Source organism: Streptomyces sindenensis, assembly GCF_014649035.1.
GTDB classification, from domain to species: domain Bacteria; phylum Actinomycetota; class Actinomycetes; order Streptomycetales; family Streptomycetaceae; genus Streptomyces; species Streptomyces sindenensis.
This window is the reverse complement of the sequence record NZ_BMSG01000046.1, coordinates 22,866-48,346: the sequence shown is the minus strand read 5'-3', so window position 1 is coordinate 48,346 and position 25,481 is coordinate 22,866. Positions and strand designations below refer to the sequence as shown.

Here is a 25,481-nt window from a genome sequence, read left to right as displayed (position 1 = left end):
CGGCGACCTCTTCGCGGTCGTTCCCCAGCTCACCGAGGAGATCAACACCCGCAAGGGCTGACCTCCTGAGGAACAGACGTTGCCGGGCCGCACGGTGGGGTTCACCGCGCGGCCCGGCCGCGTTCTGTCAGTGCCGTTCTTCGGCCGGACGCGCCAGCGAACCCCGGCCGTCGCGGTCCCGGCCGTCGCGGTCCCGGTCGCCACGATCCTGCGCGCCGAGGCCGAACGTGGTGAATGCCGTGCGCTCCGGCAGCGGATAGAACTCCTTGCCCGTCAGCGCGTTGACGATGACGGCCGACCGCCAGGCGGCCAGGCCCAGATCCGGAGTGCCGACGCCGTGCGTGTGCCGTTCGGCGTTCTGCACGAAGACGGAACCGGCGATCTCCGGCGCCAGCACCAGCCGTTGGGCCGCGTCGACCTGCGGACGCCCGGCCTCGTCGCGCACGACGTACGGGTCGAGGGCGGCGAGCATGGTATCGACGGGGCGCTCCCGGTAGCCGGTGGCGAGGACGACGGCGTCCGTGATGAGCCGGCCCTTCGTCTCCTGCTGGCCGTGCTCGACGCTCAGTTCGATGCGCCCCTCCCCCGTGTGGGCGGCGCCGGTGACCTCGATGCCGGGGGTGAGTGTGACGTCGGGCCAGTCGCCGCCGAGGCTGCGCCGGTACAGCTCGTCGTGGATGTCGCCGAGCGTGTCCCCGCTGACGCCCTTGTAGAGCTGCCACTGGCGGGGCAGGAGCCTGTCCCGGGTGGCCTGCGGGAGCCCGTGGAAGTAGCGGGTGTAGTCGGGGGTGAACTGCTCCAGGCCGATCTTGCTGTACTCCATGGGCGCGAAGGCCGGCGTACGGGCCAGCCAGGTCAGCCCCTCCGCCCCCTCGGGCCTCGACCGCAGCAGATCCAGCAGGACTTCGGCGCCCGACTGGCCCGATCCGACGACGGTGATGTGGCGGGCGGCCAGCAGCCGGTCCCGCTGGGCGAGATAGTCCGCCGAGTGCAGCACGGCGGAGGCGGGGTCCCGGACCAGCTCCCGCAGCGGCTCGGGGACATGGGGTGCCGTGCCGACGCCGAGGGCGAGGTTACGGGCATGGGCCAGCCCGGTCGTCAGGGTCTCCCCGTCGGGATCGAGCCGGGTGAACTCCACGGCGAACGCACCCTGTGCGGGGTCCCAGGCGACCGTGTCGACGCGGTGGCCGAGGCGGGTGGAGGGCAGTTCGGTGCTCACCCAGCGCAGATAGTTGTCGAACTCCGAGCGGTGGATGTGAAAGCGCTCGGCGAAGTAGAACGGGAAGAGCCTGCGGCGCACCTTGATGTAATTGAGGTACGACCAGGGGCTGGTGGGCTCGACGAGGCTCACCAGGTCTGCGAGGAAAGGCACTTGAAGGGTCGCGCCCTCGATGAGCAGCCCGGGGTGCCAGTGGAAGGCCGCCCGCTGCTCGTGAAAGGCGGCACGCAGTCCGGGGACACCGTCGGCCAGTGCGGCGAGCGAGAGGTTGAAGGGCCCTGCCCCCACCCCCAGCAGGTCGAGGGGCGGCGTGCGCGGTCCGGGTGTCATCGGGTTCCTCCGGCGGGGGTCGCGAGTGCGGCGGGGGTCGGTCCCGGGCGAGTCGTGCGCAGCGTCGACGTCATGGCGACAGCCTTTCCGTCCCGGGGACCTCGGTACCGTCGGCCGCCGGGGCTTCGCTCGCTGCACGCTCCGCGGCCGATGCGGTCGAGGCGCGGTCCGCCGCCGCCGTGACGAGGTCGAGCAGCGGGAGCAGATCCGCCGTCGCGGCGTTCGGGTGCAGCAGGGTGGCCTTCAGCCAGAGGCGGCTGCGCCCGTCGCCGTCCCCCGCCACCGCCCGGCCGAGAACGGCGCGCCCCTCGGCGAGCAGGGTGCGGCGGACCGCGGCGACCACGGCGTCGCCCGCCTCCGCACCCAGCGTGTCGGCCACGGCGGGGCGGAACAGCACGGTGCTGATCCCGATCCCGCCGGGGTGCAGGCGGAGTCGAGGGTGCGCCTCGACAGCCCGGCCGAACTCATGGGCGGTCCGTACGCAGTGCTCCACCAGTTCCCCGAGCCCCCGACGTCCGAGGGCTCGGAAGGTGACCGCCATCTTCAGGGCGTCGGGACGTCGGGTGGTGCGGATCGAGCGGCCGAGCAGGTCCGGGAGTCCGGCCTCGGTGTCGTCGTCGGCGTTGAGGTAGTCGGCGCGCAGGGACAGCGGGGCGAGCATCGCGGCGTCGGCGACGGCCAGCACCCCGGCGGCGACGGGCTGCCAGCCGAGTTTGTGCAGGTCGAACGTGACGGTGGCGGCGTGCTCCAGGCCCACGAGCTGTGCGGCCAGACGGTCACTGAACAGCAGTGGACCGCCGTACGCGGCGTCGACGTGGAGCTGGGCGGTGTGCCGTTCGGCGATGCGGGCGATCTCCGGGAGCGGGTCGATGCGCCCCTCGTCGGTGGTCCCGGCGGTGGCGACGACCAGGAGCGGTGCTCCGGCGAGTCCGGTCAGGGCACGGTCGAGGGCGGCCGGGTCGATCCGGCCGTGGTCGCAGGCGACGACCGTGGGGGCGGGCAGGCCGAGCATCCAGGCGGCGCGGTGGACGCTGTGGTGGGCGTTGGCGCCGGTCACCACCCGCAGCGGACCGCCTGCCGCCCGTTCCCGGGCGAGGAGCAGGGCGACCAGGTTGGACTCGGTGCCGCCGCTGGTGATGAGCGCGTCGGGGGCGGAGGCCGCGGGGTGGACGAGCCGGGCCAGGGCGGCCGTGGTCAGTTCCTCGATCACCCCGGCGGCGGGCGCCTGGTCCCAGGAGTCCATGGAGGGGTTGAGGGCCGCCCCCGCCAGGTCCGCCGCGGCGGCCACGGCGAGCGGCGGGCAGTGCAGATGGGCGACGCAGGCGGGGTCGGCCGGGTCCGCGGCCCCTTCCGCGACCGCGCGCACGAGGTCCCCGAGCGCAGCCTCGGGCCCGATGCCCTCCTCCGGCAGGACCGGGGAGCAGAGGGCCCGCGTGTTCCGCTCCACGGCCTCGGGCCCTCCGGCGGGCAGCGGGCCGCCCCGGGCCGGAGCGGCCTCCGCCAGGGCGTCCAGGACGACGGAGGTGAGGGCCCGCAGGTGTTCCGGCCCGTGCGCACCGCCCGCGACGCGTCCTCCCCGTACGCCTTCGGCACCGGCAGGAGCCGTCGGCGTACCGGCGCTCGCGCCCGACGCCCCGCGTTCCAGCAAGGGTTCACCGGGGGGCGGGGGCGGAGCAGGCGGCATGGCGAGGACCTTCGGTCGTGGTGCGGACGAGGCGTACGGCAGCGGGGGCCCGCGCGGGGCGGCCCTGAGGCGGATAGATCCACCACCGGGGCTCGACGGTTAGGTTAGCCTAACTTCGAGGGCGTGAATGACGTGCGCTCCACCTGCCCGGAGAGGCTACTTCGCTTACCAGGGGCCCAAGTTGCTGGATTCCGACTCCACCGCCCGGCCCAGTGCGCCTGTCGAGCCCAGCAGTCCGGCCGGCAGACAGCCGGAGCGGACGCCCACATCCCATCCGTGCACCTGGACGGCGAGGGCGGCCGGGACAAGGGCGTCGAGCGGCAGCAGGGTACGGCCTCGCCGATCCGCCCCGCCCCGCCCCGCCCAGCCCGCAAGTCGGCCCGTGCGGTGCGCAGTTCGGTGGCCTGCGGGAACGAGCCGATCGTGGTCGTCGGGAGCGGCGGCAGCCCGGGGTACGCCCGCTGGGCGGCGGCCCGCCCGGCTCGGAGACAGTCGCGGACGCGGTCACGGGTCGGCCGGTCCGAGATGTGCGTCCCTTGTTCGGGCGATCAGCGTCGCCATGGTCACGCGTTCCCCGGGCGTTCGGCTGTTCGCCACCCGCTCCCTGACCTACCGTCAGGTCGCTCCTCTCCACTGTGCGGAGGCAGTGACCCAGATGTAACCGAATGGCGTAGGGGAATGCGGAACCACGGAACGCCACAAGCCGTTCTTCTTCCCACTACACGGCCCCGCCGATCCCCGGCGGGGCCGATCGAGGAACGGAAAACGTCATATGAAGAAGACAGTCGGGTGGGCCCAGGACGGCGACGACTGGACGATCACCGTGAACGGCACGCAGTACCGCGCCATCGAGCGGCCGACAGGCGGCCGGGTGGACAACTACCTGGTCCGGGGTGACGACCTGAGCGCCGAGTGCCCGAGCCTCGGTCATGGACTGGGCGTCATCCGGGAGCACGAGTCCCGACGCTGACCCGGGACCGTCAGCCGAGCGGGCCGCCCACCGAACCGTCCGCACCGTCCGCCGGGCGGCCCGCCGCCGCCTCGTCGCCCGCCGGCCTCCCCTCGCGCGGCCCCTGCCGCAGCAGGTAGGTGTCCATGATCCAGCCGTGCCGTTCGCGGGCCTCCGCGCGCGCACGGCTGATCTCGCCGGCCACCTCGTCGAGCGGGCCGGAGACCAGGATCTCGTCGGGGGTGCCGATGTACGCGCCCCAGTGGATCCACAGGCCCCGGCCCGTGAGATGGGTGAAGGTCTCATGGCCGTCGAGCATCACGACGATGTCGCCGTCGTCCTCGGGGAAGCCCTGGGCCAGCCGCCTGCCGGGGGTGATGCGGATGGGGCGGCCGACCTGGTTCAGCGTGACGCGGTGCCGGGCGGCGAGGGCGGAGACGCTGCTGATGCCGGGGATCACCTCATGGCCGAATTCCACCGTGCCGCGCCCCAGGATGTCGTCGAGGATCGCGAGCGTACTGTCGTACAGGGCCGGATCGCCCCACACCAGGAAGGCTCCGCACTGCCCCGGCGCCAGCTCATCGATGATCAGGCGTTCGCAGATGTCCGCACGGCGGTGGCGCCAGTCGTGCACCGCCGAGGTGTAGCGCGCGGCGTCGTCCTGGGCGCGGTCGCGCCACGGGTCGTCGGCCTCCACCACGCGGTAGGGGCCGGTGAGGTGTTCGTCGAGGATGTCGCGCCGCAGCCGGGTCAGGGAATCCTTCTCCTTGCCCTTGCCGAGCACGAAGAAGACGTCGGCCCCGCGCATGGCCTTCACCGCGGCGAGGGTCAGATGGTCGGGGTCGCCGGCGCCCATGCCGATGACCAGGATGTGCCGGGGTGCCTCGCCGATGTCTGTGGTCTCTGCCATGTCTGCCATGTCTGCCGATCATGCCAGGGGCCGGGGCCTGTCCGACCGTTCCCGTCGTCGCCCGCAGGGCGGCCGCACGGCGTCCGGTGCGTGCTCTCGGCGGGCCGGCGCGGGGCGGGCACCGGGATGATTCACACCACGGTGCGCGTTGTATCCGGTTGTGTCCGGCTCATGCGGCAAGCCGGGCCCTCGAAGAGAGCTGGAGGCGGCGCTGTGCACGGTGAGTACAAGGTTCCCGGCGGCAAGCTGGTCGTGGTGGACCTGGATGTGGAGGGCGGGGCGCTGCGGAATGTCCGGGTCGCCGGGGACTTCTTCCTCGAACCGGACGAGGCGATCCTCGCGATCGACGCGGCGCTGGAGGGCGCCCCGGCCCACACGGACACCGCCGGGCTCGCGGCCCGGATCGAGGCGGCGCTGCCCGACTCCACGGTGATGCTGGGGCTGAGCGCGGAGGGCGTCGCCATCGCCGTACGCCGGGCGCTGGCACGGGCCACGGAGTGGAGCGACTACGACTGGCAGCTGATCCATGAGGCCCCGCAGTCGCCCGCGCTGCACATGGCGCTGGACGAGGTGATCACGGCCGAGGTGGCGGCGGGGCTGCGGCCGCCGACCCTGCGGGTCTGGGAGTGGGACTCCCCCGCCGTGATCATCGGCAGCTTCCAGTCGCTGCGCAACGAGGTGGACCCGGCGGGCGTGGAGCGGCACGGCGTCGATGTCGTACGCCGGATCTCGGGCGGCGGCGCGATGTTCGCCGAGCCCAGCTCCACCATCACGTACTCTCTCGCCGTGCCGCAGGCGCTGGTGTCGGGGCTGTCCTTCGCCGACAGCTACGCCTATCTGGACGACTGGGTCCTGGAAGCCCTCGCGGACATGGGGATCAAGGCCTGGTACCAGCCGCTCAACGACATCGCCACCGACGTCGGCAAGATCGCGGGGGCCGCGCAGAAGCGGCTGGTGGGGCCGGACGGCGGCCCGGGGGCCGTGCTGCACCATGTGACGATGGCGTACGACATCGACGCCGACAAGATGCTGGAGGTGCTCCGCATCGGCAAGGAGAAGATGTCGGACAAGGGCACCCGGTCCGCGAAGAAGCGCGTGGACCCGCTGCGGCGGCAGACCGGGCTGACGCGCCAGGTGGTGATCGAGCGGATGATCGACTCGTTCCGCAGGCGCCACGGACTCACCACCGGAAACGTGACCGACGCCGAGCTGGCCCGCGCCGAGGAGCTCGTTCGGACGAAGTTCGCCACGCCGGAGTGGACGGCCCGGGTGCCGTAGGGCTCCCTGCGCGGGTGGGCGCCGCGCCCGCCCACCGGATCGGCCCGCGCATACTGGGTCGTATGGACAAGGCGGCGTCCGGCTCCGGCGTACGGGAACGGCTCGGCAGGAGCCTGTTCGCCCGGGTGGCGGGGCCTTCCGGGCCGGAGAACCGGGCCCGGATCCACCAGACGCCCGGCCCCCGCTGGTTCGGCCCGGACCGGCCGGTGCGGCGGGTGCACGGGGACGCGTCCATGTTCATCGGCGGGCTGCGCGCGCTGCTCCTCCAGTCGCTGCACCCCCTCGCCATGGCCGCCGTCGCGGGCCACTCGGGGTTCCGGGGCGATCCGTGGGGGCGGCTCCAGCGGACCAGCACGTTCCTGGCGGTGACCACGTTCGGCACGGCCGAGCACGCCCAGGAGGCGGTTGACCGCGTACGGTCCGTGCACGAGCGGGTGCGCGGGACCGCGCCGTCCGGCGAGCCGTACCACGCGGCCGACCCGCACCTCCTGTGCTGGGTGCACATCGCCGAGGTCGACAGCTTCCTCCGCGCCCACCAGCGGTACGGGGAACGGCCTCTGGACGGCGCCGGGTGCGACGGGTACATCCACGACATGGCGACGGTGGCCCACGCGCTCGGCGTTCTTGACCCGCCGCACGACCGGGCGGAGCTGGCCGCGCGCATCGCCGCCTACCGCCCGGAGCTGCGTGCCACCCGGGAGGCCCTGGACGCGGCCCGCTTCATCCTGCTGCACCCGCCCCTGCCCTGGCCGGTCCGTCCCCCGTACGCCGTGCTCGCCGCGAACGCCGTGGCCTCGCTCCCGCCGTGGGCCCGGGAGCCGTTGCGGCTGCCCCGGGTCCCGGGCGTCGAGGAGGTCTGCGTACGGCCCGCCGGAAAGGCCCTGACCAGGACCATCCGGTGGGCGATGGCCCCGCCCGCCGGAGGCTGAGGGCCGCCCGGGTGCCGATGGCCGCCACGGGCAGGACGATGGAGGGGACCGTACGCGGGGGACCACGACGGGAGACCCCGGTGGCACGCAGCGAATCGACCGATGTCCTCGTGGTGGGCGCGGGCCCGGTCGGCCTGACGCTCGCCGCGGAGCTGCGGCGGGCGGGGGTGGCCTGCCGGATCGTCGACCGGCTGCCCGCCCGGCTGCCGTACGCCAAGGCGGTGGGCATCCAGCCGCGCACCCTGGAGCTCTTCGACCGGATGGGTCTGGTGCGGGAGGTGCTGGACGCGGCGGTCCCGATGCGCGGGCAGCTGACGTACGTGAACGGGGCCGAGCGGGGCCGGGTCGAGCTGGTGCTGCCGCCCGAGGTGCCGTACGGCTTCGCCGCGCTGCCGCAGTGCGACACCGAGCGCCTGCTGGAGGAGTTCCTGGGGCGGTACGGCACCGGGATCGAACGGTCGACCGCGCTGGTGGGGTTCGCCCAGGATCCCGCCGGAGTGACCAGCCGGCTCACCACCACGTCCGGGGACGAGGTGGAGGTCCGTTCGCGGTTCCTGGTGGGCTGCGACGGGGCGCACTCGGCGGTACGCAAGGGGCTCGGGCTCTCCTTCGAGGGCGGCGCGTTCCCCGAGGAGTACATGCTCGCCGATGTGGAGGTGGGGTGGGACCTGCCGCCCGGGTACGGGGTGCGCTCGATGCACCGCGGCGAGGACGGGACGGTCGACGATCTGCTGGTCTGCATCCCGCTGCCGGGGAACGGCCGCTACCGGATGTCGATGCTCGTGCCGCCGGAGCTGTCCGCCGAGCGGCAGCTCTCCGGTGCGGCGGGCGACGGGGACGGGGTGGCGCACGGCCTGCAGGGCGGTACGGCCCCCGCGCTCCCCGATATCCAGAAGGTGCTGGACCGGCTGGCGCCGGAGCCGGTCACGGCGTCCGCGCTGCGCTGGTCGTCGGTCTTCCGCATCAGTCACCGGCTGGTGGACCGGTACGGGGAGGGCCGGGTGTTCGTCGCCGGGGACGCGGCGCACATCCATCCGCCGACCGGCGCCCAGGGCATGAACACCGGGATCCAGGACGCCTGCAACCTGGCGTGGAAGCTGGCGCTGGCCGTCGAGGGGGCGGCGGGGCCGCGGGTGCTCCCGGGGTACGACGCGGAGCGGCGCCCGGTCGGCGAGGAGGTGGTGGACCGGACCGTGCGGCATGCCGCCGAGGGGGTGCAGGCGGACCCGACGGACCGGGAGACGCTGGTGCTGCGCGAGGCCCAACTCCTGGTCGGCTACCGGGAGAGCCCGCTGGTGTCGCCCCTCGCTCCGGACGATCCGGCCCCGCTGCGGCCGGGCGACCGGGCCCCGGACTGCGGCGGCCTCGCGGGGGACATCGCCGCCCATCCGGTGCGCCTCTTCGACGTGCTGCGCGGTCGCGGGCACGTGCTGCTGGTGTACGGGGACCACCCGGCGGGCGACGTCTCCTTCGATCTCGCCTGCGCCGCGAGGGAGTTGACCGACGGCCGGATGGAGACGCACCGGATCCTGCCCGCCGGGGTCACGGCCCGGTGGACGGGCGTCCCGCATCACCACGACAGCCGGGGCGAGTTCGCGCGCCGGTACGGGGCGGGCGAGGGCGCGGCCTTCGCCGTCCGCCCGGACGGGTATCTGACGGCCTGTCTTGGTCCGCCGACGGTGGGCGGGTTGAAGGAGGCCCTGGGGAGGATCTTCCTCCCGTGAGGGCCCGTCGTGGTCAGTCGACGCTGACGACCACCGAGTGCCATCCGCTCGCCCCGTCCGGAACGGTCTTCGTGCGCTTCTCGGTCTGCGTCTCGCCCGTCCCGTCGGTGGCGCGGACGGTGAGGGTGTGGCTGCCGGGGGTCGCCTTCCAGGGGTAGGTCCACTGACGCCAGGTGTCGACGGTGGCCTGGTCGGCGAGCTGGGCGGGCCGCCAGGGGCCGTCGTCGACCCGGATCTCGACCTTCTCGATGCCCCGGTGCTGGGCCCAGGCCACCCCCGCGACCATGACGGTGCCCGCCTCGGGGCGCGCGAAGGGCTTGGGGGTGTCGATGCGGGACTGCGTCTTGATCGGGGCCTCCCGGGCCCAGTCGCGCTTCACCCAGTACGCGTCGTAGGCGTCGAACGTGGTCAGCTCGATGTCCTCGATCCACTTGCAGGCCGAGACGTACCCGTACAGTCCGGGCACGAGCATCCGGACGGGGAACCCGTGGACGAACGGCAGCGGTTCGCCGTTCATGCCGACGGCGAGCATGGCGTCCCGGCCGTCCATGACGTCCTCGACGGGGGTGCCGAGCGTCATGCCGTCCACCGAGCGGGCGATGATCTGGTCCGCCTCGCCGCCCCGGGACGGCGGTTTGACCCCGGCCTCCTTGAGCAGGTCGGCCAGGCGGACGCCGATCCACCGGGCGTGGCCGATGTAGGGGCCGCCGACCTCGTTGGAGACGCAGCACAGGGTGATCTCGCGTTCGATCAGCGGCCGGTCCAGCAGATCCCGGTAGCTGACCTCCAGGTCCCTCCGTACGCCCTGGCCGTGGATGCGCAGCCGCCAGGCGCCGGCGTCGACCTTGGGGATCACGAGGGCGGTGTCGACCCGGTAGAAGTCGTCGTTGGGGGTGGTGAACGAGCTGATGCCGCGCACCCTCGGCTGTGCTCCTGCCGGGACCGGCTCGGCGGGCGAGGCCGGGGCGGGGAGCCGGACCGCGTCCCGGGAGGCGATCGCGTCCTGGGCGCTGCGGCCGTTGAGCGCCCGGCCGACGGCTCCCGCCGCGGTGGAGGCGGCGGCCGCCGCGGTGGCCGCGATCAGGAAGCCGCGCCGGTCCCAGCCGCTCTCGCCCTCCTGCCCGGCGACCGCGCGCGGCCGGGTGAACCTGCCGACGAGGACGTACAGCAGGATCGCCCCGGCCACCGCGCCGGCCAGGGACGGCAGCCCGTCGGTGAACCCGGTGGCGTCCGGCCTGCTGACGGCGGCCGCCGCGCCGACCGCGCCGAAGACCAGGACGGCGGCGGAGCCCGTACGCCGGTGGCGCAGCGCCAGCAGGCCGACGGCGACGGCGAAGAGGGCGAGGGTGGCGACGATCCCGAGCTGGAGGACGATCTTGTCGTTCTCGCCGAACGTGCGGATCGCCCAGTCCTTCACCCCCGTGGGCGTCCGGTCGATGGCGGCCCCGCCGACCGCCGTGACGGGGCTCGCCTCGGGTCTGACGGCGGCCGAGACGAGTTCGGCGACGGTCAGCGCGGCGAACCCCGCGAGCAGTCCGCTCAGGGCGGCGAGGGCGGTGCGGGTCAGGGCGGTGCGGTTGATACTCACGTTCCTCATTCGGAACCGGGAGGCGGCCGGATTGCCCCGGACACCCGTACGGGCTCCGCGGCCTCACCCGTCCGGGGGCACGCACACGCGAACCGCCCCGGTCGGCACCAGGGCCGACCGGGGCGGTCAAGGACCGGGGCGGCGCGGCCGTCCCGGTCTCACGTCACGTCAGCCGAGGGACGCGATCGCGTTGTTGAACGTGGCGGACGGGCGCATGACCGCCGCGGCCTTGGCCGGGTCGGGCTGGAAGTAGCCGCCGATCTCGGCCGGGGAGCCCTGCACCGCGATCAGCTCGGCGACGATGGTCTCCTCCTGCTCGGACAGGGTCTTGGCGAGCGGCGCGAACGCCTCGGCGAGCTCGGCGTCGTCGGTCTGCCGCGCCAGCTCCTGCGCCCAGTAGAGGGCCAGGTAGAAGTGGCTGCCGCGGTTGTCGATGCCGCCGAGGCGACGGCTCGGGGACTTGTCCTCGTTGAGGAAGGTGCCCGTCGCCCGGTCCAGGGTGTCGGCGAGGACCTGGGCCCGCGCGTTGTCCGTGGTGGTGGCCAGGTGCTCGAAGCTGACCGCGAGGGCCAGGAACTCGCCCAGGCTGTCCCAGCGGAGGTAGTTCTCCTTGACGAGCTGCTGGACGTGCTTGGGGGCCGAGCCGCCCGCGCCGGTCTCGAAGAGGCCGCCGCCGTTCATCAGCGGGACCACGGAGAGCATCTTGGCGCTGGTGCCCAGCTCCAGGATCGGGAAGAGGTCCGTGAGGTAGTCGCGGAGCACGTTGCCGGTGACGGAGATGGTGTCCTCGCCGCGCCGGATGCGCTCCAGGGAGAACGCGGTCGCCTCGGCCGGGGACTTGATGGAGATGTCCAGGCCGTCCGTGTCGTGGTCGGCGAGGTACGTCGTGACCTTGGCGATCAGGTTGGCGTCGTGCGCGCGGGTCTCGTCCAGCCAGAACACGGCCGGGTTGCCGGTGGCGCGGGCGCGGGTGACGGCGAGCTTGACCCAGTCCTGGATCGGCAGGTCCTTGGTCTGGCACATGCGGAAGATGTCGCCGGCGCCGACAGCCTGCTCCAGCACGACCGCGCCGCTCGCGTCGACGACGCGCACGGTGCCGGTGGCGGGGATCTCGAAGGTCTTGTCGTGGCTGCCGTACTCCTCGGCCTTCTGCGCCATCAGACCGACGTTGGGCACCGAGCCCATGGTGGCGGGGTCGAAGGCGCCGTTGGCGCGGCAGTCGTCGATGACGACCTGGTAGACACCGGCGTAGCTGCTGTCCGGGAGGACGGCGATGGTGTCGGCCTCGTTGCCGTCCGGGCCCCACATGTGACCCGAGGTGCGGATCATGGCGGGCATGGAGGCGTCGACGATGACGTCGCTGGGGACGTGCAGGTTGGTGATGCCCTTGTCGGAGTCGACCATCGCGAGGGCGGGGCCCTCGGCGAGCTCGGCCTCGAAGGACGCCTGGATCTCGGCGCCGACGTCCGGCAGCGAGCCGAGGCCCTTGAGGATGCCGCCCAGACCGTCGTTGGGGGTCAGGCCGGCGGCGGCGAGCTGGTCGCCGTACTTGGCGAAGGTGTTCGGGAAGAAGGCGCGGACCGCGTGGCCGAAGATGATCGGGTCGGAGACCTTCATCATGGTGGCCTTGAGGTGCAGGGAGAACAGCACGCCCTCGGCCTTGGCGCGGGCGACCTGCGCGGTGAAGAACTCGCGCAGCGCGGCGACGCGCATGACGGCCGCGTCCACGACCTCGCCCTTGAGGACGGGGACGGACTCACGGAGCACGGTGGTGGTGCCGTCGTCGCCGTGCAGCTCGATGCGGAGCGTGCCGTCCTCGGCGACGACCGCGGACTTCTCGGTGGAGCGGAAGTCGTCGACGCCCATGGTGGCGACGTTCGTCTTCGAGTCGGCCGTCCAGGCGCCCATGCGGTGCGGGTGGGCCTTGGCGTAGTTCTTGACGGAGGCGGGGGCGCGGCGGTCGGAGTTGCCCTCGCGCAGCACCGGGTTCACGGCGCTGCCCTTGACCTTGTCGTACCGGGCGCGGACGTCCTTGTCCGCGTCGGTCTGCGGGTCGTCCGGGTAGTCCGGGAGGGCGTAGCCCTGCTCCTGGAGCTCGGCGATGGCGGCCTTGAGCTGCGGGATCGACGCCGAGATGTTCGGCAGCTTGATGATGTTCGCGCCGGGCGTCCTGGCCAGCTCGCCCAGCTCGGCGAGTGCGTCATCGATACGCTGCTCGGCCTTGAGGTGCTCCGGGAAACTGGCGATGATCCGGCCCGCGAGGGAGATGTCACGGCGCTCGACCGTGACACCCGCGGTCGAGGCGTAGGCCTCGACGACGGGCAGGAACGAGTAGGTCGCCAGGGCAGGGGCCTCGTCGGTGTGCGTATAGATGATGGTCGAGTCAGTCACCGGGTGCTCCGCTCCACGTCTGCAACATTGCTTGACATCAAGATATCTCTTCGGCGTGCCGGGCTCCACAAGGCCCCCGCACGGCTTCACACACCGTGGACACCTCAGCGGCCCGGGGCCGGGCTCCCGTCGCCCCACGACCGGGGCTCGACCAGCCCGGACTCGTAGGCGAAGACCACGAGCTGGGCCCGGTCGCGGGCCCCGAGCTTGATCATCGCGCGGCTCACATGGGTCTTGGCGGTGTAGGGGCTGACCACCATGTGGACGGCGATCTCCTCGTTGCTGAGACCTCGGGCCGCCAGCGCGGTGGCCTCGCGCTCACGGCGGGTGAGGACCTCCAGGCCGGGGGCGGTGGACCGGTCCGGCGGGCGGGCGACGAACTCGCCGATGAGCCGACGGGTGATCGCGGGCGAGAGGAGGGCGTCGCCGTCTGCGGCGACCCGGATCGCCCGCAGCAGCTCCGCGGGCTCGGTGTCCTTGAGGAGGAAGCCCGCGGCCCCGGCGCGCAGCGCGTCGAAGACGTAGGAGTCCAGTCCGTAATTGGTGAGAATGACGACGCGCACTCCGGCGAGGAGCGGGTCGGCGGCGATCGCGTGGGTGGCCTCGATCCCGGTCATCACGGGCATGGTGATGTCCAGGAGCGCCACGTCGGGGGTGTGCTCGCGCAGGAGGTCCAGCCCGGCACGGCCGTCCGCCGCCTCCCCGACGACCTCGATGTCGTCCTCCGCGTCCAGCAGGGCCCGGAATCCGGCGCGCATCAGTGCCTGGTCGTCGATGATCGCGACGCGCAGGAGGGCCCGCGCGCTCACCGGGTGCTCACGGTGCCGGTCAGCGGCAGGGCGAGGGGCAGTTCGGCCCGGACGGCGAATCCGCCGTCCGGGCGTGGGGCCGCGGTCAGGGTGCCGCCGAGGGCGGCGACGCGTTCGCGCATGCCGGTGAGGCCGGTGCCCGGGGTGATCGGCGCGCCGGGCGGGCACGGGCCCTCGTCGACGACCGCGACGGTGAGGGCATGGTCGGTGTAGCCCAGCCGGACGGTGGTCCTGGCCCGCCCGGCGTGCCGGGCGACGTTGGTCAGGGCTTCCTGGACGATGCGGTACGCGGTCCGGTCGACGTCGGCGGGCAGGGTGCGTTCGCCGCCGTCGATGTGGACGGAGAGCGTGATGCCCGCGGCCCGGGCGCGCTCGGTCAGCTCGCCGATCCGCGCCAGGCCCGTGCCCGGGGGCGGCTCCTGCGGGCCGTCCGTGCGCAGGACCTCCAGGGTGGCGCGCAGTTCGCGCATGGCCTCGCCGCCCGCTTCCTGGATCGCGAGCAGGGCGGGGTCCACGGCGATTCCGCGCTTGCGGGCGAGGTGGACGGCGACTCCCGCCTGGAGCTTCACGATGGAGATGGAGTGGGTGAGGGAGTCGTGCAACTCACGTGCGATGCGCAGGCGTTCTTCCCCCGCGCGGCGCAACGCCGTTTCCTCTCTCGTCCGTTCGGCGTCCAGGGCACGCTGTTCCGTCTGGTGCAGATAGGCCTGCCAGTTCTTGTCGATCAGTCCGGTGACTCCGGCGCAGAGGAACCACCCGAGCAGCAGCAACGCCCGCTCGACGGTCTCCCCCGCCCCCGGCCCGGAGGCGAGGAGGACGCCCAGGTAGCCGGCGAGGAAGGCGGCCCCGGCCGCGATGCCGTACGCCCGGTGTCCGCCGCGGGCCGCCGCGTGGACGGCGACGACGACCGGGAAGGCCGCCCAACTGCCGGGCTCGGCATGGACGACGTACCCGAAGAGGCAGAGCGCGGTGAGAGCCAGGACCGCCCGTGGGGCTCGGCGGTGTCCGGCCAGGGCGAGCGAGCCGGTCACGATGAGCAGCAGGTCGAGGGGGCCCGGCGCGGAGGCGGCCAGGGCGGCGGCCGCGACCGCGGCGGCGATGACGGCGGCGAGCGCCCCGTCGAGCAGGTACGCCCGCCGCGCCCCGCCCTTCTCCGCGTCCCCGTGGGCGCCCTTCCCCGTGTCCCCCTGCATGGCCGGCAGCCTAGCTCCGGTCCGGTGCGGGCCGCGTCCTCCTTGCAGAGGGGCCCGACGCTACTCCCCGGGGAGTAGCGGGGGTGTTCGGATCGTCGGCCGGGAACAGCCCGGACCGCCTTCGCCCGTACGACGACCCGGAGCCCGCGGACCGGTCAGCATCGGGGGCATGACCTCACCTTTCCGCTTCACCTCACCCGAACCCTTCGACCGGACGACGGGAACGACTGCCGCCGTCCACGCACAGGTGACCCGCGACTTCGGCATCGAGGGCGCGCTGCCCTTCGTCGCCCTGTCATCGGCCCCCGATCTAATGGCGGGAGCCTGGGCGCTGATGCGGGAGTCCCTCCTGTCGGGCCACGCGTCCCGGACGGAGAAGGAGTTGGTGACCTACGGGGTGTCGCTGGCCAACCGCTGCCCGTTCTGCGTGGGTGCGCACACCCTCCTGCTGTACGCGGGCGGCGACCCGGAACTGGCCGGGGCGCTGGCCCGGGGCGAGCGCCCGACGGATCCGGGGCACGCCCACCTGCTCGCGTGGGGACAGGACATGAGGAATCCGGCGCCCTTCTCGGCGGACGAGGCACCGGAGTTCGTGGGCTCGGCGCTGGCGTTCCATTTCATCAACCGGATCGTTTCCGCCCTGATCGACGAGGAGTCGGTGTCCGGTGGCGCGGACCCGGACGAGCTGCTGGACAGCGAGGCGGGCCGGGCGCTCGTGCGCGCGGTGCGCGGCCGTCCGGAGCCCGGGCTGAGCCTGCCGCTGCTGGGGACCGAAGGCCCGCGGCCCGCCTGGGCGGCGGACACCCCGGTGGGCGCGGCCTTCGGCGCCCTGCGGTCGGCGGCGCACGCGGGGGCCGGGCTGCTGGAGGAGCGGGACGCCGCGTTCGTACGGGAATCCGTGGCCGCCTGGGACGGGTTCGGCCCCCTGCCGCTGAGCGGCGAGGGGCTGCCGGACCGGGCGGAGCGGCCGGGCGCCCGGCTGGCTCTGCTCGCGGCGCGGGCCCCGTACCGGATCACCGACGAGGACGTGAAGGCCTGGCGGGTGGAGCCGTACACCGATCACTGCCTGGTCCACCTGGTCGCGTTCGGCGCGATGCTGGCCGTGGAGCGGGTGGCGGAGGGGTTCACCGGCGCGGCCCGGGCGTGAGGGGCGCCCGTCAGACCGGCGGCCGGTGCTCGAACCAGCGCAGTTCGTCCTCCAGTTGGGCGGCGAGCGCGATCAGTCGCTCCTCGCTGCGGGAGGGGCCGAGCAGTTGGGCCCCGACCGGGAGGCCGGAGCGGGTGAAGCCGGCCGGGACGTTCACCCCGGGCCAGCCGAGGACGTTCCACGGCCAGGCGTAGGGGCAGGCGGCGGCCATCGCGATGTCGGTGCGCCAGGCGCTCAGGTCGTCGAACCTGCCGATCCGGGGCGGCGGCGCGGCCGTGGTCGGGGTGAGCAGCACGTCGAACCCGGAGGCGTCGAAGAGGGCGCCGATCCTGCGGTGCTGGCGCACCTCGCGGGCGCGGGCGGCCCGCACCACCCGGCCACCCAGCCGCGTCCCGGTGCGCAGGGCGCTGCGGGTGCGCGGGTCGAGCAGGGCCGGTTCGGGGTGCCGGGCGGCGAACTCGGCGATGCCCACGGTGGCGCGGGGCACGAAGGCGAGGCCGATCAGCCCGTACCGGGGGCGGGCCTCCTCGACGTGGTGGCCGAGCCGGGCGAGGGTGTCGGCGAGCGCGGTGACGGCCCGGCGCACCTCCGGGTCCGGCCCGGCGCCGGTGAGGGTGAGCGGGGGACGCCAGGCGAGCGCGATGCGCAGACGGCCCGGGTCGCGGCGGGCGGCGTCGGCGGCACGCACGGCGGGCGGCCGGTGGAGGTCCTCGGGGTGGGCTCCGGCGACGGCGTCCAGGAGCAGCGCGGCGTCGGCGACCGTACGGGCGAGGGGGCCGTTGACGGTGAGCCCCTGGAAGGAGTCGCTGTGCGGGTGGACCGAGATGCGCCCGCGCTGCGGCTTGATGCCGACGAGGTGCGTCCACGCGGCGGGGATGCGTACGGATCCGGCTCCGTCCGAGCCGAGCGCCGCGGGGACGAGCCCGGCGGCGACAGCGGCGGCGGAGCCGCCGGACGAGCCGCCCGGGGTGTGCCCGGTGTTCCACGGGTTGCGGGTGGCGCCGAAGGCGGTTCCCTCGGTGAAGGGCCACTGGCCCAGTTCGCAGGAGTTGGTCTTGCCGACGACGACGGCTCCGGCGGCGCGCAGCCGGCGGACCGCCTCGCTGTCGGACACGGCCAAAGGCAGGTCTCCGTCGCAGCCGAAGTGCGTGGGCAGGCCCGCCACATCGGTGTCGTCCTTGACGGCGACCGGCACACCGAGGAGCGGCAGCCGCTCCCCCGCCGCGAGCCTGCGGTCGGCCTCCGCCGCCTCGGCGAGCGCAGCCTGGGCCCGCAGGTGGCGGAAGGCGTTGAGGGTGGGCTGGGTGGCCTCGATCCGGGCGAGGGCGTCGGCCACGAGCGCGGTGGAGGTGGTGGTCGCGTCGGCGAGCCGGCGGGCGCACTCGGCAAGTCCGGGGAGCGGCGACGGGGCAGGGGCCGCCGGCCGGCGGGCGCGACCGGATTGCCGTACGGCCGGGCCGGTCTGCCCGGTGGGTCGCGCTCCGGTCGGCTCGGCTTCGGTGGGCTCCGCTGAGGACATGGGCGTGCCGCCTCCCTCGGGTCGCGGGGCCGGCCGGTCGTCCCGGCTGCGCCCACACGTACTTACTGGAGGGTAACGAGAGGAGGCGGCACGCTCAACCGTTCGGGCCGCTCCAGGCGTTGCCGGTACGGCCGGTGCGGCAGGTGTTTCCGGGTCTCAGGGCTCCCGCGTCACGGGCGTACGTGGATCTCGCCGATCCCGGTGCCGATCTTCCCGCAGTGGGCGGTGGACTGGCCGGACTCGCCGGGCCTGAGGGTGACGTGGTTGCCGTCGACGTCCGGAGCCCAGCCGCAGACCAGATGGACCCAGAAGGTCTGCGTCTGGCTGCCGTTGTTGCGACAGAGCGCGAAGCCCGTGTAGTCGTCGATGGCGTGCTTGCCGGTGTCGCAGGACAGACCCGGCGGGATCGCGGGCGGGGCGGCGGTCGCGGTCGCCGACGTGACCGAGACGGCCAGCGCGGCCACCGTCGCCGTGGCGGCGAGCGCCCGCAGGACGGACCGGGAGCCCTTCTCCGCGCCCGCGCAGCCCTTGCTCCTCGTTCCCCTCGTCCCCGTGAACAGGTTCATCGATGGTCTCCTCCGTGCCGCGTACGTACGTGATCCCGGGCGGGATCACCGCAGCTCTGCCCACGCTCCGTGGCCGAAAACACCGTGGCGCTTCACTCTCCGTATGCGCGCCGGGCGGCGCCCCCTGTCCCGGCGTAGGCTCGAACGTGCCGGTCATCCTGGTTCGTACGCCCTGACCGGGGCCTTTTGAGGAGGCGACGTGAGCGGACACCGATGGGCCGCCCGGGCGGCCGCGGGTGCGACAGCGATCGCTCTCACCGTGACGGGTGGCACCCTCGCGCGGGCTGACGACGACATCGACACGCTCCCCGCCGAGGAGATCGCCGAACGCGCCCGGGACGCCCTGATCGACGTCCGGTCCCTGCATCTGAGCGCCCGCGGCAGCGTCGGCGGCACCGGGGAGGAAGGGAGCGTCGATCTCACGCTGGACCGCGAGGGGAACTGCGTGGGCGGCGTGGACATGGGCGACGACGGTTCGGTGGAGATCGTGAAGCGCGGCGACGACGTCTGGCTGAAGCCGGACGCCGCCTTCTGGAACACCCATGTGCCGATCGGCGGTTCCGCCTTCGACGCGATTCTCGACGGCCGCTACATGAAGGCCTCGGCCGACGACCCCCGGCTGCGGGAGATGACCGAGGTCTGCGACCTCGACACCTTCCGCGAGCTGATCACGGACAACGTCGGCACCGCCGACCTCGACACGCTGACGAAGGGCGCGAAGACCGACGTGGACGGCGCGCCGACCGTCCCCGTGACCCGGGCCGAGGGCGGCGAGCGCCTGACGGCCTATGTGGCCGCCGAGGGCACGCCGTACCCGGTGCGGATCACCGTGCGGAGCGCCGACGGGGAAGGGACCGTGGACTTCTCCGGTTTCGACCGGCCGGTGCCCACGGCCACTCCCCCGGCGGACGAGACGGTGGACATCACCGCCCTGCTGGGCCGCAGCGTCAACCCGGTGTGACCGGCCGGGCCGTCGGCCTCCGCGTCAGTGCCACGTACAGCAGCAGCGAGGAGGCGAGCCCGACCGCCCAGCCGTAGTCGGCCAGCGGCTTCAGGAGCGGGATCAGGCCGTCGGCAGGGAACGGGCCCTTCCCGGGGGCCGAGTGCGAACCGCCCACCGCGAGGACCCCGCCGGCCACGAAGGCCACCACCGCCCGCCAGTTCCAGCCGCTCCGGTACCAGTACCGGCCGCCCGGCCGGTAGAGGTCGGGGAGATCGAGGACCGTGCGGCGGATGATCCAGTAGTCGGCGATCAGGATGCCCGCCACCGTACCGAGCAGACCGCCGACCAGACCCAGCCAGGTGAAGATGTACAGCTCGGGCGTCTCGGTGAGCTTCCACGGCATGATGACGACCCCGATCACGCCCGTGATCAGCGCCCCGGTCCGGAAGCTGATGAGCTTCGGCGCGAGGTTCGCCAGGTCGTACGCGGGTGAGACCACGTTCGCCGCGATGTTCACCGAGACCGTGGCGATCAGCACGGTCACCAGACCGAAGACCAGGCCGAAGACGTTGTCGGTCCGGGCGACGAGCTGGACCGGGTCCCAGAGGGCCACCCCGTACACCGCCTGCGAACCGGAGGTGACGAAGACCGAGAGCAGGGCGAAGAACGTCATCGTGGTCGGAAGACCCAGCGACTGGCCCCGGATCTGGGCGCGTTGGCCCGCGCCGAAGCGGGTGAAGTCGGGGATGTTGAGGGAGAGCGTCGACCAGAAGGCGATCATGCCCATCAGCGAGGGGAAGAAGACCGGCCAGAAGTCGGCGCCCCAGCCGAGCGCGGACGGCTGGTCCAGCAGCGGGCCGAACCCGCCCGCCTTGACCGCGACCCAGACGAGCAGCACGACCGCCCCGACCAGCACGAAGGGCGCCGCCCAGTTCTCGAAGCGGCGCAGGGTGTCCATCCCCCGGTAGATGATGGCCAGTTCGAGGGCCCAGAAGAGGACGAAGCAGAGCCAGAGCGTCCAGGGCTGCCCGCCGATCTCCGCCGCGCCGGCCCAGCCGCCGAAGATCTTGCCCAGCAGCGTGAAGATGCCGACGCCGCCGATCCAGGTCTGGATGCCGAACCACGCGCAGGCGACGGCGGCCCGGATCAGGGCGGGCAGATTGGCGCCGCGCAGGCCGAAGGAGGCGCGGGCCAGAACGGGGAAGGGGATGCCGTACTTGGGTCCGGCGTGGCCGGTCAGCAGCATCGGGGCCAGCACGATCACATTGGCGAGCGCGATGGTGAACACGGCCTGTTTCCAGTCCATGCCGAGCGCCACCAGACCGGAGGCGAGCAGCCAGGACGGGATGTTGTGGGCCATCCCGATCCACAGGGCCGCGAAGTTGTACGTCGTCCAGGTGCGCCGCTCCACGGGGACGGGCAGCAGGTCGTCGTTGGCGAAGCGGGGGTCGTCGGGGAGCTGTCCGGGGGCGAGTTCGACGCGGCCGGACGTGGTGGCGGGCGCGGGTATCGCGTCCGGGGGCGGTGGGGTGGGCGGGACGGTGGCGGTCATGGCGGTGGAGCCCTTCGCTCGGGAGCGGTGCCGTGCGGGGCGATGCGGGCGGGGCGCGTACGGGCGGGCAGCGGGGCCGGAAGCGGGCCTCAGTCGGTCAGGGCGGGGATGATCTCGGATCCGTAGGCGTCGATGGTCGCCTCGCGGGCGTCGTGCATGTTGTAGACGGCGAACTGGTCGACGCCCATGTCCCGCAGCGCCCGGAGCTTCTCGATGTGCGCCTGGGCGGGCCCGAGGAGACAGAACCGGTCGACGATCTCGTCGGGGACGAAGGCGGTGTCCGGGTTTCCGGTGCGGCCGTGGTGGCTGTAGTCGTAGCCGGAGCGGCCGGCGATGTACGCGGTCAGCTCGTCGGGCACCATGGCCGAGTGTTCGCCGTAGCGGGCGACCAGGTCGGCGACGTGGTTGCCGACCATCCCGCCGAACCAGCGGCACTGCTCCCGGGCGTGGTCGAGGTCGTCGCCGACGTAGGCGGGGGCCGCGACGCAGATGGTGACGGAGTCGGGGTCGCGTCCGGCGTCGGCCGCCGCGTCCCGCACCGCCTTGATCATCCACTCGGTGAGGAAGGGGTCGGCGAGCTGGAGGATGAAGCCGTCGGCCTTCTGCCCGGCCAGCGCCAGGGCCTTGGGCCCGTACGCCGCCATCCACACCGGCAGCCTCCCGTCCTTCACCCAGGGGATCCGCACGGGCTGCCCGTCGACCGTCGCCTCCCGGCCCTCGGCGAGGTCCCGGATGACGTCGATGGCCTCGCCGAGGCGGGCCAGGGTGTTGGGCCGGCGGCCCGCGACGCGCATCGCGGAGTCGCCGCGCCCGATGCCGCAGACGGTGCGGTTGCCGTACATGTCGTTGAGGGTGGCGAAGGTGGAGGCGGTGACCTCCCAGGTGCGGGTGCCCGGGTTGGTGACCATCGGGCCCACGGTCAGCTTCTCCGTGTGCTCCAGGATGCGGCTGTAGATGACGAACGGCTCCTGCCAGAGCACCGCCGAGTCGAAGGTCCAGCCGTAGCGGAACCCGTTGCGCTCGGCGCGCCGCATCAGGCCGACGACGGCGGAGGCGGGCGGGTCCGTCTGGAGGACGAGTCCGAAGTCCATGGCGGGATCTCCTAGTCGAGGTACTGACAGGTGGCGCGGGGGGTGTAGTTGCCGTGGCCGGCGCGGCCGGTGAACTTCCGCCCGTCGATGACGACTTCGCCGCGCGAGAGCACGGTCTCGACCTGGCCGGTGATGCGTTTGCCCTCGTACGCCGAGTAGTCGACGTTCATGTGGTGGGTCTGGGCGGAGAGGGTCTGTTCGGCTTCCGGGTCGTAGATGACGATGTCGGCGTCGGCGCCCGGGGCGATCGTGCCCTTCTTCGGGTAGAGGCCGAACATCCGGGCCGGGGAGGCGCAGGCGATCTCGATCCAGCGGCGGCGGGTGATGTGTCCGTCCACGACGGCCTGGTGCAGCAGGTCCATGCGGTGTTCGACGCCGGGCATGCCGTTGGGGATCTTGGAGAAGTCGCCCCGGCCCATCTCCTTCTGACCCGAGAAGCAGAAGGGGCAGTGGTCGGTGGAGACGACCTGGAGTTCGTTGTTGCGCAGGCCGCGCCACAGGGTCTCCTGGTGCTCCTTGGGGCGCAGCGGGGTGGAGCAGACGTACTTGGCGCCCTCGAAGTCGGGCTCGGCGAGGTTGTCGGTGGAGAGGAACAGGTACTGCGGGCACGTCTCGCCGAAGACCGGGAGGCCCTTGTGGCGGGCGGCGGCGATCTCCTCCACGGCCTCGTCGGCGGAGACGTGGACGACGTAGAGGGGGGACCCGGCGACCCGGGCGAGCTGGACGGCGCGGTGGGTGGCCTCGGCCTCCAGGGCGACCTTGCGGACGTCCCCGTGGTAGCGGGGGTCGGTGTGGCCCGCGGCGAGAGCCTGCTCGACCAGGACGTCGATGGCGATGCCGTTCTCGGCGTGCATCATGATCAACCCGCCGTTGCCGGAGGCCTGTTGCATGGCGCGCAGGATCTGGCCGTCATCGGAGTAGAAGACCCCGGGGTAGGCCATGAACAGCTTGAAGGAGGTCACGCCTTCGGAGACGAGGCGGTCCATCTCCTTGAGCGAGGACGGGTTCACGTCCGCGAGGATCATGTGGAAGGCGTAGTCGATGGCGCAGTTGCCGTCGGCCTTGGCGTACCAGGCGTCGAGCCCTTCGCGCAGCGACTTGCCCACGCTCTGGATGGCGAAGTCGACGATGGTGGTGGTGCCGCCCCAGGCGGCGGCGCGGGTGCCGGTCTCGAAGGTGTCGGCGGCGTACGTCCCGCCGAACGGCATCTCCATGTGGGTGTGCCCGTCGACGCCGCCCGGGATGACGTACTTGCCCGTCGCGTCGATCCGCCGACCGGCGCTCCAGCTCTCTGCGGCGTCGGTCCCGTGGGCGGCGAGCGCGACGATCCGGCCGCCCTCGACGAGCACATCGGCGTGGATCTCGTCGGACGCGGTGATGACCAGGCCACCGTGGATGACGGTGCGACTCATGGGATCTCCTCAACTCGGGGCGCCCCGGCCGGTCCTCAGGGCGTGCGGCCGGGGCGGCCCCGTGCGGTTCGTGGGCGTACGCGGGCCGGCGGGCGGGTGTCAGCCCGCCGCGTGCAGGGCGTCCGCGAGGATCGCCGCGCCTTCCTCGGCCTCGGCGACGGTCAGGGTCAGCGGCGGGGCGATGCGCAGCACGCTGGTGTGGTGCCCGCCGCCCTTGCCGATGAGGAGCCCGCCGGCGCGGGCCGCTTCGAGGACGGCCGCGGCGGCCTCCGGGTCCGCCTCGTCGGTACCGGGCTTCACCAGCTCGATGCCGATCATCAGGCCCCGGCCGCGCACCTCGCGTACGGCGGGGGAAGCGGCGGCGACGGACCGCAGCCGCTCGATGAGGAGTCCGCCGACGCGCCGGGCGTTGCCCTGGAGATCGTGTTCCAGGAGGTACGAGAGGTTGGCGAGCGAGGCCGCCATGGTGATGGGTGAACCACCGAACGTGGAGATGGAGTTGGCGTCGAGGCAGTTCATCACCTCGGCGCGGGCCACCACTCCCCCGACGGACATGCCGTTGCCGATGCCCTTGGCGAAGGTGAGGATGTCCGGCGGCCCGTTCTCGGCGTGCGCCTGCCACCCCCAGAAGTGGTCGCCGGTGCGGCCCCAGCCGGTCTGCACCTCGTCGGAGATCCACAGCACCCCGTGCCGGTCCAGGACTTCGCGGAACGCGGCGAACAGCCCGTCGGGCGGGGAGGTGAACCCGCCGACGCCCTGCACGGGTTCGGCGATCAGGGCCGCCGGGTTGCGGGTGTGCCCGAGGAGGTCCTCCAGATCGGCCACGCAGGCGTGGATGAACGCCTCGTCGTCCAACTCGGCGTACGGGCCCCGGGTGCGCACGCCGCCGTGGACGTACAGCGACTGGAGCGGAGACAGACTCGTGGGCGACCATGCCTGGTTGCCGGTGATCGAGACGGTGGAGAACGACCGGCCGTGGTAGCTGTTGCGCATCGCGAGGATCTGGTTGGACCTGCGGTACGCGGTGGCGAGCAGGAGTGCCGTGTCGTTGGCCTCGGTGCCGGAGGTGGTGAAGAAGACCCGGGCGTCGGGGATGCCGGAGAGGGCGGCGATCCGCTCGGCCATCTCCACCATCGGGCGATTGAGGTAGAGCGTGGAGGAGTGGATGATCCGCCCGGCCTGCTCGGCGACCGCCTTGGTCACCTCGGGCAGGGCGTGGGCGGTCATGGTGGTGAGGATGCCGCCGAAGAAGTCGAGGTAGCGGTTGCCGTCGGCGTCCCAGACGTGGCGCCCCTCACCGTGGGTGAGTTCGATGGGCCGGCGGTAGTAGAGGGCCAGCCACTCGGGGCTGACGGCCAGGTGGCGCTCGTACAGTCCGCTCACGGTTCCACCAGCCCGTCGTAGGCGTCGGGTCGTCGGTCCCGGTAGAAGGCCCACTGGGTGCGGACCTCCTCGATCAGGCCGAAGTCCAGGTCGCGTACGACGAGTTCCTCCTCCTTGTCGCTGGCGACCTCCCCGACGAACTGGCCGCGCGGGTCGACGAAGTAGCTCGTGCCGTAGAAGTCGTTGTCGCCGTACTCCTCGCGGCCGACGCGGTTGATCGCAGCAACAAAGTACTCGTTGGCGACGGCGGAGGCCGGCTGCTCCAACTGCCAGAGGTGGCTGGAGAGTCCGCGCGAGGTGGCCGACGGGTTGTACACCAGCTGGGCTCCGCCGAGTCCGAGTTGGCGCCATCCCTCGGGGAAGTGCCGGTCGTAGCAGATGTAGACGCCGACCTTGCCGACGGCGGTGTCGAAGACCGGCCAGCCGGCGTTGCCGGGCTTGAAGTAGTACTTCTCCCAGAATCCCTTGACCTGCGGGATGTGGTGCTTGCGGTACTTGCCGAGGTAGGAGCCGTCGGCGTCGATCACGGCCGCGGTGTTGTAGTAGAAGCCGGACTGCTCGATCTCGAAGACCGGGACGACGATCACCATGCCGGTCTCGCGGGCCAGGTCCTGCATGCGCCTGACGGTCGGCCCGTCGGGGACCGGCTCGGCCCAGCGGTAGTGCTCGGGCTCCTGGACCTGGCAGAAGTAGGGGGCGTTGAACACCTCCTGGAAGCCGATGATCTTCGCCCCCTGCCGGGCGGCCTCGCGCGCGTGCTCCTCGTGCTTGGCAATCATCGATGCGGTGTCGCCGGTCCAGGTCGCCTGGACGAGTGCGGCGCGTACGACGTGGGACATGAGCTGCTCCTTCGACGCGGCGTCA

The 25,481-nt window shown here is 72.9% G+C and carries 20 protein-coding genes and 1 pseudogene; 6 read left to right on the top strand and 15 right to left on the bottom strand.

Going from position 1 to position 25,481, the window contains the following annotated elements:
• Positions 1–127: 127 nt before the first annotated feature.
• The 3 genes and pseudogenes from IE145_RS31250 to IE145_RS31240 all read right to left on the bottom strand — a co-directional run.
• Positions 128–1,549 (bottom strand): lysine N(6)-hydroxylase/L-ornithine N(5)-oxygenase family protein, encoded by a 1,422-nt coding sequence (locus tag IE145_RS31250; protein ID WP_189528792.1) that lies wholly within the window; start codon positions 1,547–1,549, stop codon positions 128–130.
• Between the two features lie 70 nt (positions 1,550–1,619).
• A complete protein-coding gene (locus tag IE145_RS31245; protein ID WP_229825981.1) occupies positions 1,620–3,233 on the bottom strand; it encodes a pyridoxal phosphate-dependent decarboxylase family protein in 1,614 nt (537 codons plus the stop codon).
• Positions 3,234–3,592: 359 nt separating this feature from the next.
• Positions 3,593–3,715, bottom strand: a pseudogene (locus tag IE145_RS31240) (hypothetical protein); the annotation flags it as partial.
• Positions 3,716–4,005: 290 nt separating this feature from the next.
• Between IE145_RS31240 and IE145_RS31235 the strand changes: the two are divergent.
• Positions 4,006–4,203 (top strand): hypothetical protein, encoded by a 198-nt coding sequence (locus tag IE145_RS31235; RefSeq protein WP_006128668.1) that lies wholly within the window; start codon positions 4,006–4,008, stop codon positions 4,201–4,203.
• Positions 4,204–4,213: 10 nt separating this feature from the next.
• On the opposite strand, the gene cobF is transcribed toward IE145_RS31235, so the two are convergent.
• Positions 4,214–5,074, bottom strand: coding sequence for a precorrin-6A synthase (deacetylating) (cobF, locus tag IE145_RS31230; protein WP_229825983.1), 861 nt, complete (start codon positions 5,072–5,074; stop codon positions 4,214–4,216).
• A gap of 231 nt (positions 5,075–5,305) precedes the next feature.
• Here cobF and lplAB point away from each other — a divergent pair, with 231 nt between their 5' ends.
• The 3 genes from lplAB (at position 5,306) to IE145_RS31215 (ending at position 9,023) form a co-directional block, all read left to right on the top strand.
• Positions 5,306–6,370 carry a lipoate-protein ligase LplAB gene (gene lplAB, locus IE145_RS31225; RefSeq protein ID WP_189528790.1) on the top strand — a complete coding sequence of 355 codons (1,065 nt, stop codon included), beginning with the start codon at positions 5,306–5,308 and terminating at the stop codon, positions 6,368–6,370.
• Positions 6,371–6,432: 62 nt separating this feature from the next.
• On the top strand, positions 6,433–7,299 hold the full coding sequence (locus IE145_RS31220) for an oxygenase MpaB family protein (protein ID WP_189528789.1): 867 nt from the start codon (positions 6,433–6,435) through the stop codon (positions 7,297–7,299).
• A gap of 80 nt (positions 7,300–7,379) precedes the next feature.
• On the top strand, positions 7,380–9,023 hold the full coding sequence (locus IE145_RS31215) for an FAD-dependent monooxygenase (RefSeq protein WP_189528788.1): 1,644 nt from the start codon (positions 7,380–7,382) through the stop codon (positions 9,021–9,023).
• Positions 9,024–9,036: 13 nt separating this feature from the next.
• Here IE145_RS31215 and IE145_RS31210 read toward each other — a convergent pair whose 3' ends face one another.
• The 4 genes from IE145_RS31210 to IE145_RS31195 all read right to left on the bottom strand — a co-directional run bounded on the left by IE145_RS31210 (position 9,037) and on the right by IE145_RS31195 (position 15,004).
• Complete coding sequence (locus IE145_RS31210; RefSeq protein ID WP_189528787.1) at positions 9,037–10,620, bottom strand: molybdopterin-dependent oxidoreductase; 1,584 nt, start codon at positions 10,618–10,620, stop codon at positions 9,037–9,039.
• 159 nt (positions 10,621–10,779) lie between these two features.
• Entirely contained in the window at positions 10,780–13,002 is a 2,223-nt protein-coding gene (locus tag IE145_RS31205) for an NADP-dependent isocitrate dehydrogenase (protein ID WP_189528786.1), read from the bottom strand.
• A 104-nt stretch (positions 13,003–13,106) separates the two neighbouring features.
• Positions 13,107–13,811, bottom strand: a complete 705-nt coding sequence (locus tag IE145_RS31200; protein WP_189528785.1) for a response regulator — start codon at positions 13,809–13,811, stop codon at positions 13,107–13,109.
• Positions 13,808–15,004: a sensor histidine kinase gene (locus tag IE145_RS31195; RefSeq protein ID WP_189528784.1), complete on the bottom strand. Its 1,197-nt coding sequence runs from the start codon at positions 15,002–15,004 to the stop codon at positions 13,808–13,810. The genes IE145_RS31200 and IE145_RS31195 overlap by 4 nt, the downstream gene beginning before the upstream one ends.
• 169 nt (positions 15,005–15,173) lie before the next feature.
• On the opposite strand from IE145_RS31195, the gene IE145_RS31190 reads away from it, so the two are divergent.
• A complete protein-coding gene (locus tag IE145_RS31190) occupies positions 15,174–16,151 on the top strand; it encodes a carboxymuconolactone decarboxylase family protein (RefSeq protein WP_189528783.1) in 978 nt (325 codons plus the stop codon).
• A gap of 10 nt (positions 16,152–16,161) precedes the next feature.
• Here the strand turns inward: IE145_RS31190 and IE145_RS31185 are convergent, their stop codons facing one another.
• Together IE145_RS31185 and IE145_RS31180 are read right to left on the bottom strand one after the other, a co-directional pair.
• Positions 16,162–17,670: an amidase gene (locus IE145_RS31185; protein WP_189528782.1), complete on the bottom strand. Its 1,509-nt coding sequence runs from the start codon at positions 17,668–17,670 to the stop codon at positions 16,162–16,164.
• A gap of 170 nt (positions 17,671–17,840) precedes the next feature.
• Positions 17,841–18,236 (bottom strand): hypothetical protein, encoded by a 396-nt coding sequence (locus tag IE145_RS31180; RefSeq protein ID WP_189528781.1) that lies wholly within the window; start codon positions 18,234–18,236, stop codon positions 17,841–17,843.
• A gap of 199 nt (positions 18,237–18,435) precedes the next feature.
• Here IE145_RS31180 and IE145_RS31175 point away from each other — a divergent pair, with 199 nt between their 5' ends.
• Positions 18,436–19,197: a LolA-like protein gene (locus IE145_RS31175; protein WP_189528780.1), complete on the top strand. Its 762-nt coding sequence runs from the start codon at positions 18,436–18,438 to the stop codon at positions 19,195–19,197.
• Here IE145_RS31175 and IE145_RS31170 read toward each other — a convergent pair.
• The 5 genes from IE145_RS31170 to IE145_RS31150 all read right to left on the bottom strand — a co-directional run bounded on the left by IE145_RS31170 (position 19,184) and on the right by IE145_RS31150 (position 25,456).
• Positions 19,184–20,731, bottom strand: coding sequence for an NCS1 family nucleobase:cation symporter-1 (locus IE145_RS31170; protein WP_189528779.1), 1,548 nt, complete (start codon positions 20,729–20,731; stop codon positions 19,184–19,186). The genes IE145_RS31175 and IE145_RS31170 overlap by 14 nt on opposite strands.
• 89 nt (positions 20,732–20,820) lie before the next feature.
• Positions 20,821–21,822, bottom strand: a complete 1,002-nt coding sequence (locus IE145_RS31165; RefSeq protein WP_189528778.1) for a TIGR03842 family LLM class F420-dependent oxidoreductase — start codon at positions 21,820–21,822, stop codon at positions 20,821–20,823.
• A gap of 11 nt (positions 21,823–21,833) precedes the next feature.
• Positions 21,834–23,234 carry a dihydropyrimidinase gene (hydA, locus tag IE145_RS31160; protein ID WP_189528777.1) on the bottom strand — a complete coding sequence of 467 codons (1,401 nt, stop codon included), beginning with the start codon at positions 23,232–23,234 and terminating at the stop codon, positions 21,834–21,836.
• A 99-nt stretch (positions 23,235–23,333) separates the two neighbouring features.
• Positions 23,334–24,617, bottom strand: a complete 1,284-nt coding sequence (locus IE145_RS31155; RefSeq protein WP_189528776.1) for an aspartate aminotransferase family protein — start codon at positions 24,615–24,617, stop codon at positions 23,334–23,336.
• Positions 24,614–25,456, bottom strand: coding sequence for a nitrilase-related carbon-nitrogen hydrolase (locus IE145_RS31150; RefSeq protein ID WP_189528775.1), 843 nt, complete (start codon positions 25,454–25,456; stop codon positions 24,614–24,616). The genes IE145_RS31155 and IE145_RS31150 overlap by 4 nt, the downstream gene beginning before the upstream one ends.
• Positions 25,457–25,481: the final 25 nt, after the last annotated feature.

What these genes read in the sequence shown, in the direction of transcription:
- hydA (WP_189528777.1), bottom strand. Translation starts at nt 23,234, where the DNA reads ATGAGTCGCACCGTCATCCACGGTGGCCTGGTCATCACCGCGTCCGAC.
- IE145_RS31250 (WP_189528792.1), bottom strand. Translation starts at nt 1,549, where the DNA reads ATGACACCCGGACCGCGCACGCCGCCCCTCGACCTGCTGGGGGTGGGG.
- IE145_RS31220 (WP_189528789.1), top strand. Translation starts at nt 6,433, where the DNA reads ATGGACAAGGCGGCGTCCGGCTCCGGCGTACGGGAACGGCTCGGCAGG.
- IE145_RS31245 (WP_229825981.1), bottom strand. Translation starts at nt 3,233, where the DNA reads ATGCCGCCTGCTCCGCCCCCGCCCCCCGGTGAACCCTTGCTGGAACGC.
- IE145_RS31165 (WP_189528778.1), bottom strand. Translation starts at nt 21,822, where the DNA reads ATGGACTTCGGACTCGTCCTCCAGACGGACCCGCCCGCCTCCGCCGTC.
- IE145_RS31150 (WP_189528775.1), bottom strand. Translation starts at nt 25,456, where the DNA reads ATGTCCCACGTCGTACGCGCCGCACTCGTCCAGGCGACCTGGACCGGC.
- IE145_RS31180 (WP_189528781.1), bottom strand. Translation starts at nt 18,236, where the DNA reads ATGAACCTGTTCACGGGGACGAGGGGAACGAGGAGCAAGGGCTGCGCG.
- IE145_RS31210 (WP_189528787.1), bottom strand. Translation starts at nt 10,620, where the DNA reads ATGAGGAACGTGAGTATCAACCGCACCGCCCTGACCCGCACCGCCCTC.
- IE145_RS31195 (WP_189528784.1), bottom strand. Translation starts at nt 15,004, where the DNA reads ATGCAGGGGGACACGGGGAAGGGCGCCCACGGGGACGCGGAGAAGGGC.
- IE145_RS31185 (WP_189528782.1), bottom strand. Translation starts at nt 17,670, where the DNA reads ATGTCCTCAGCGGAGCCCACCGAAGCCGAGCCGACCGGAGCGCGACCC.
- IE145_RS31190 (WP_189528783.1), top strand. Translation starts at nt 15,174, where the DNA reads ATGACCTCACCTTTCCGCTTCACCTCACCCGAACCCTTCGACCGGACG.
- IE145_RS31235 (WP_006128668.1), top strand. Translation starts at nt 4,006, where the DNA reads ATGAAGAAGACAGTCGGGTGGGCCCAGGACGGCGACGACTGGACGATC.
- IE145_RS31170 (WP_189528779.1), bottom strand. Translation starts at nt 20,731, where the DNA reads ATGACCGCCACCGTCCCGCCCACCCCACCGCCCCCGGACGCGATACCC.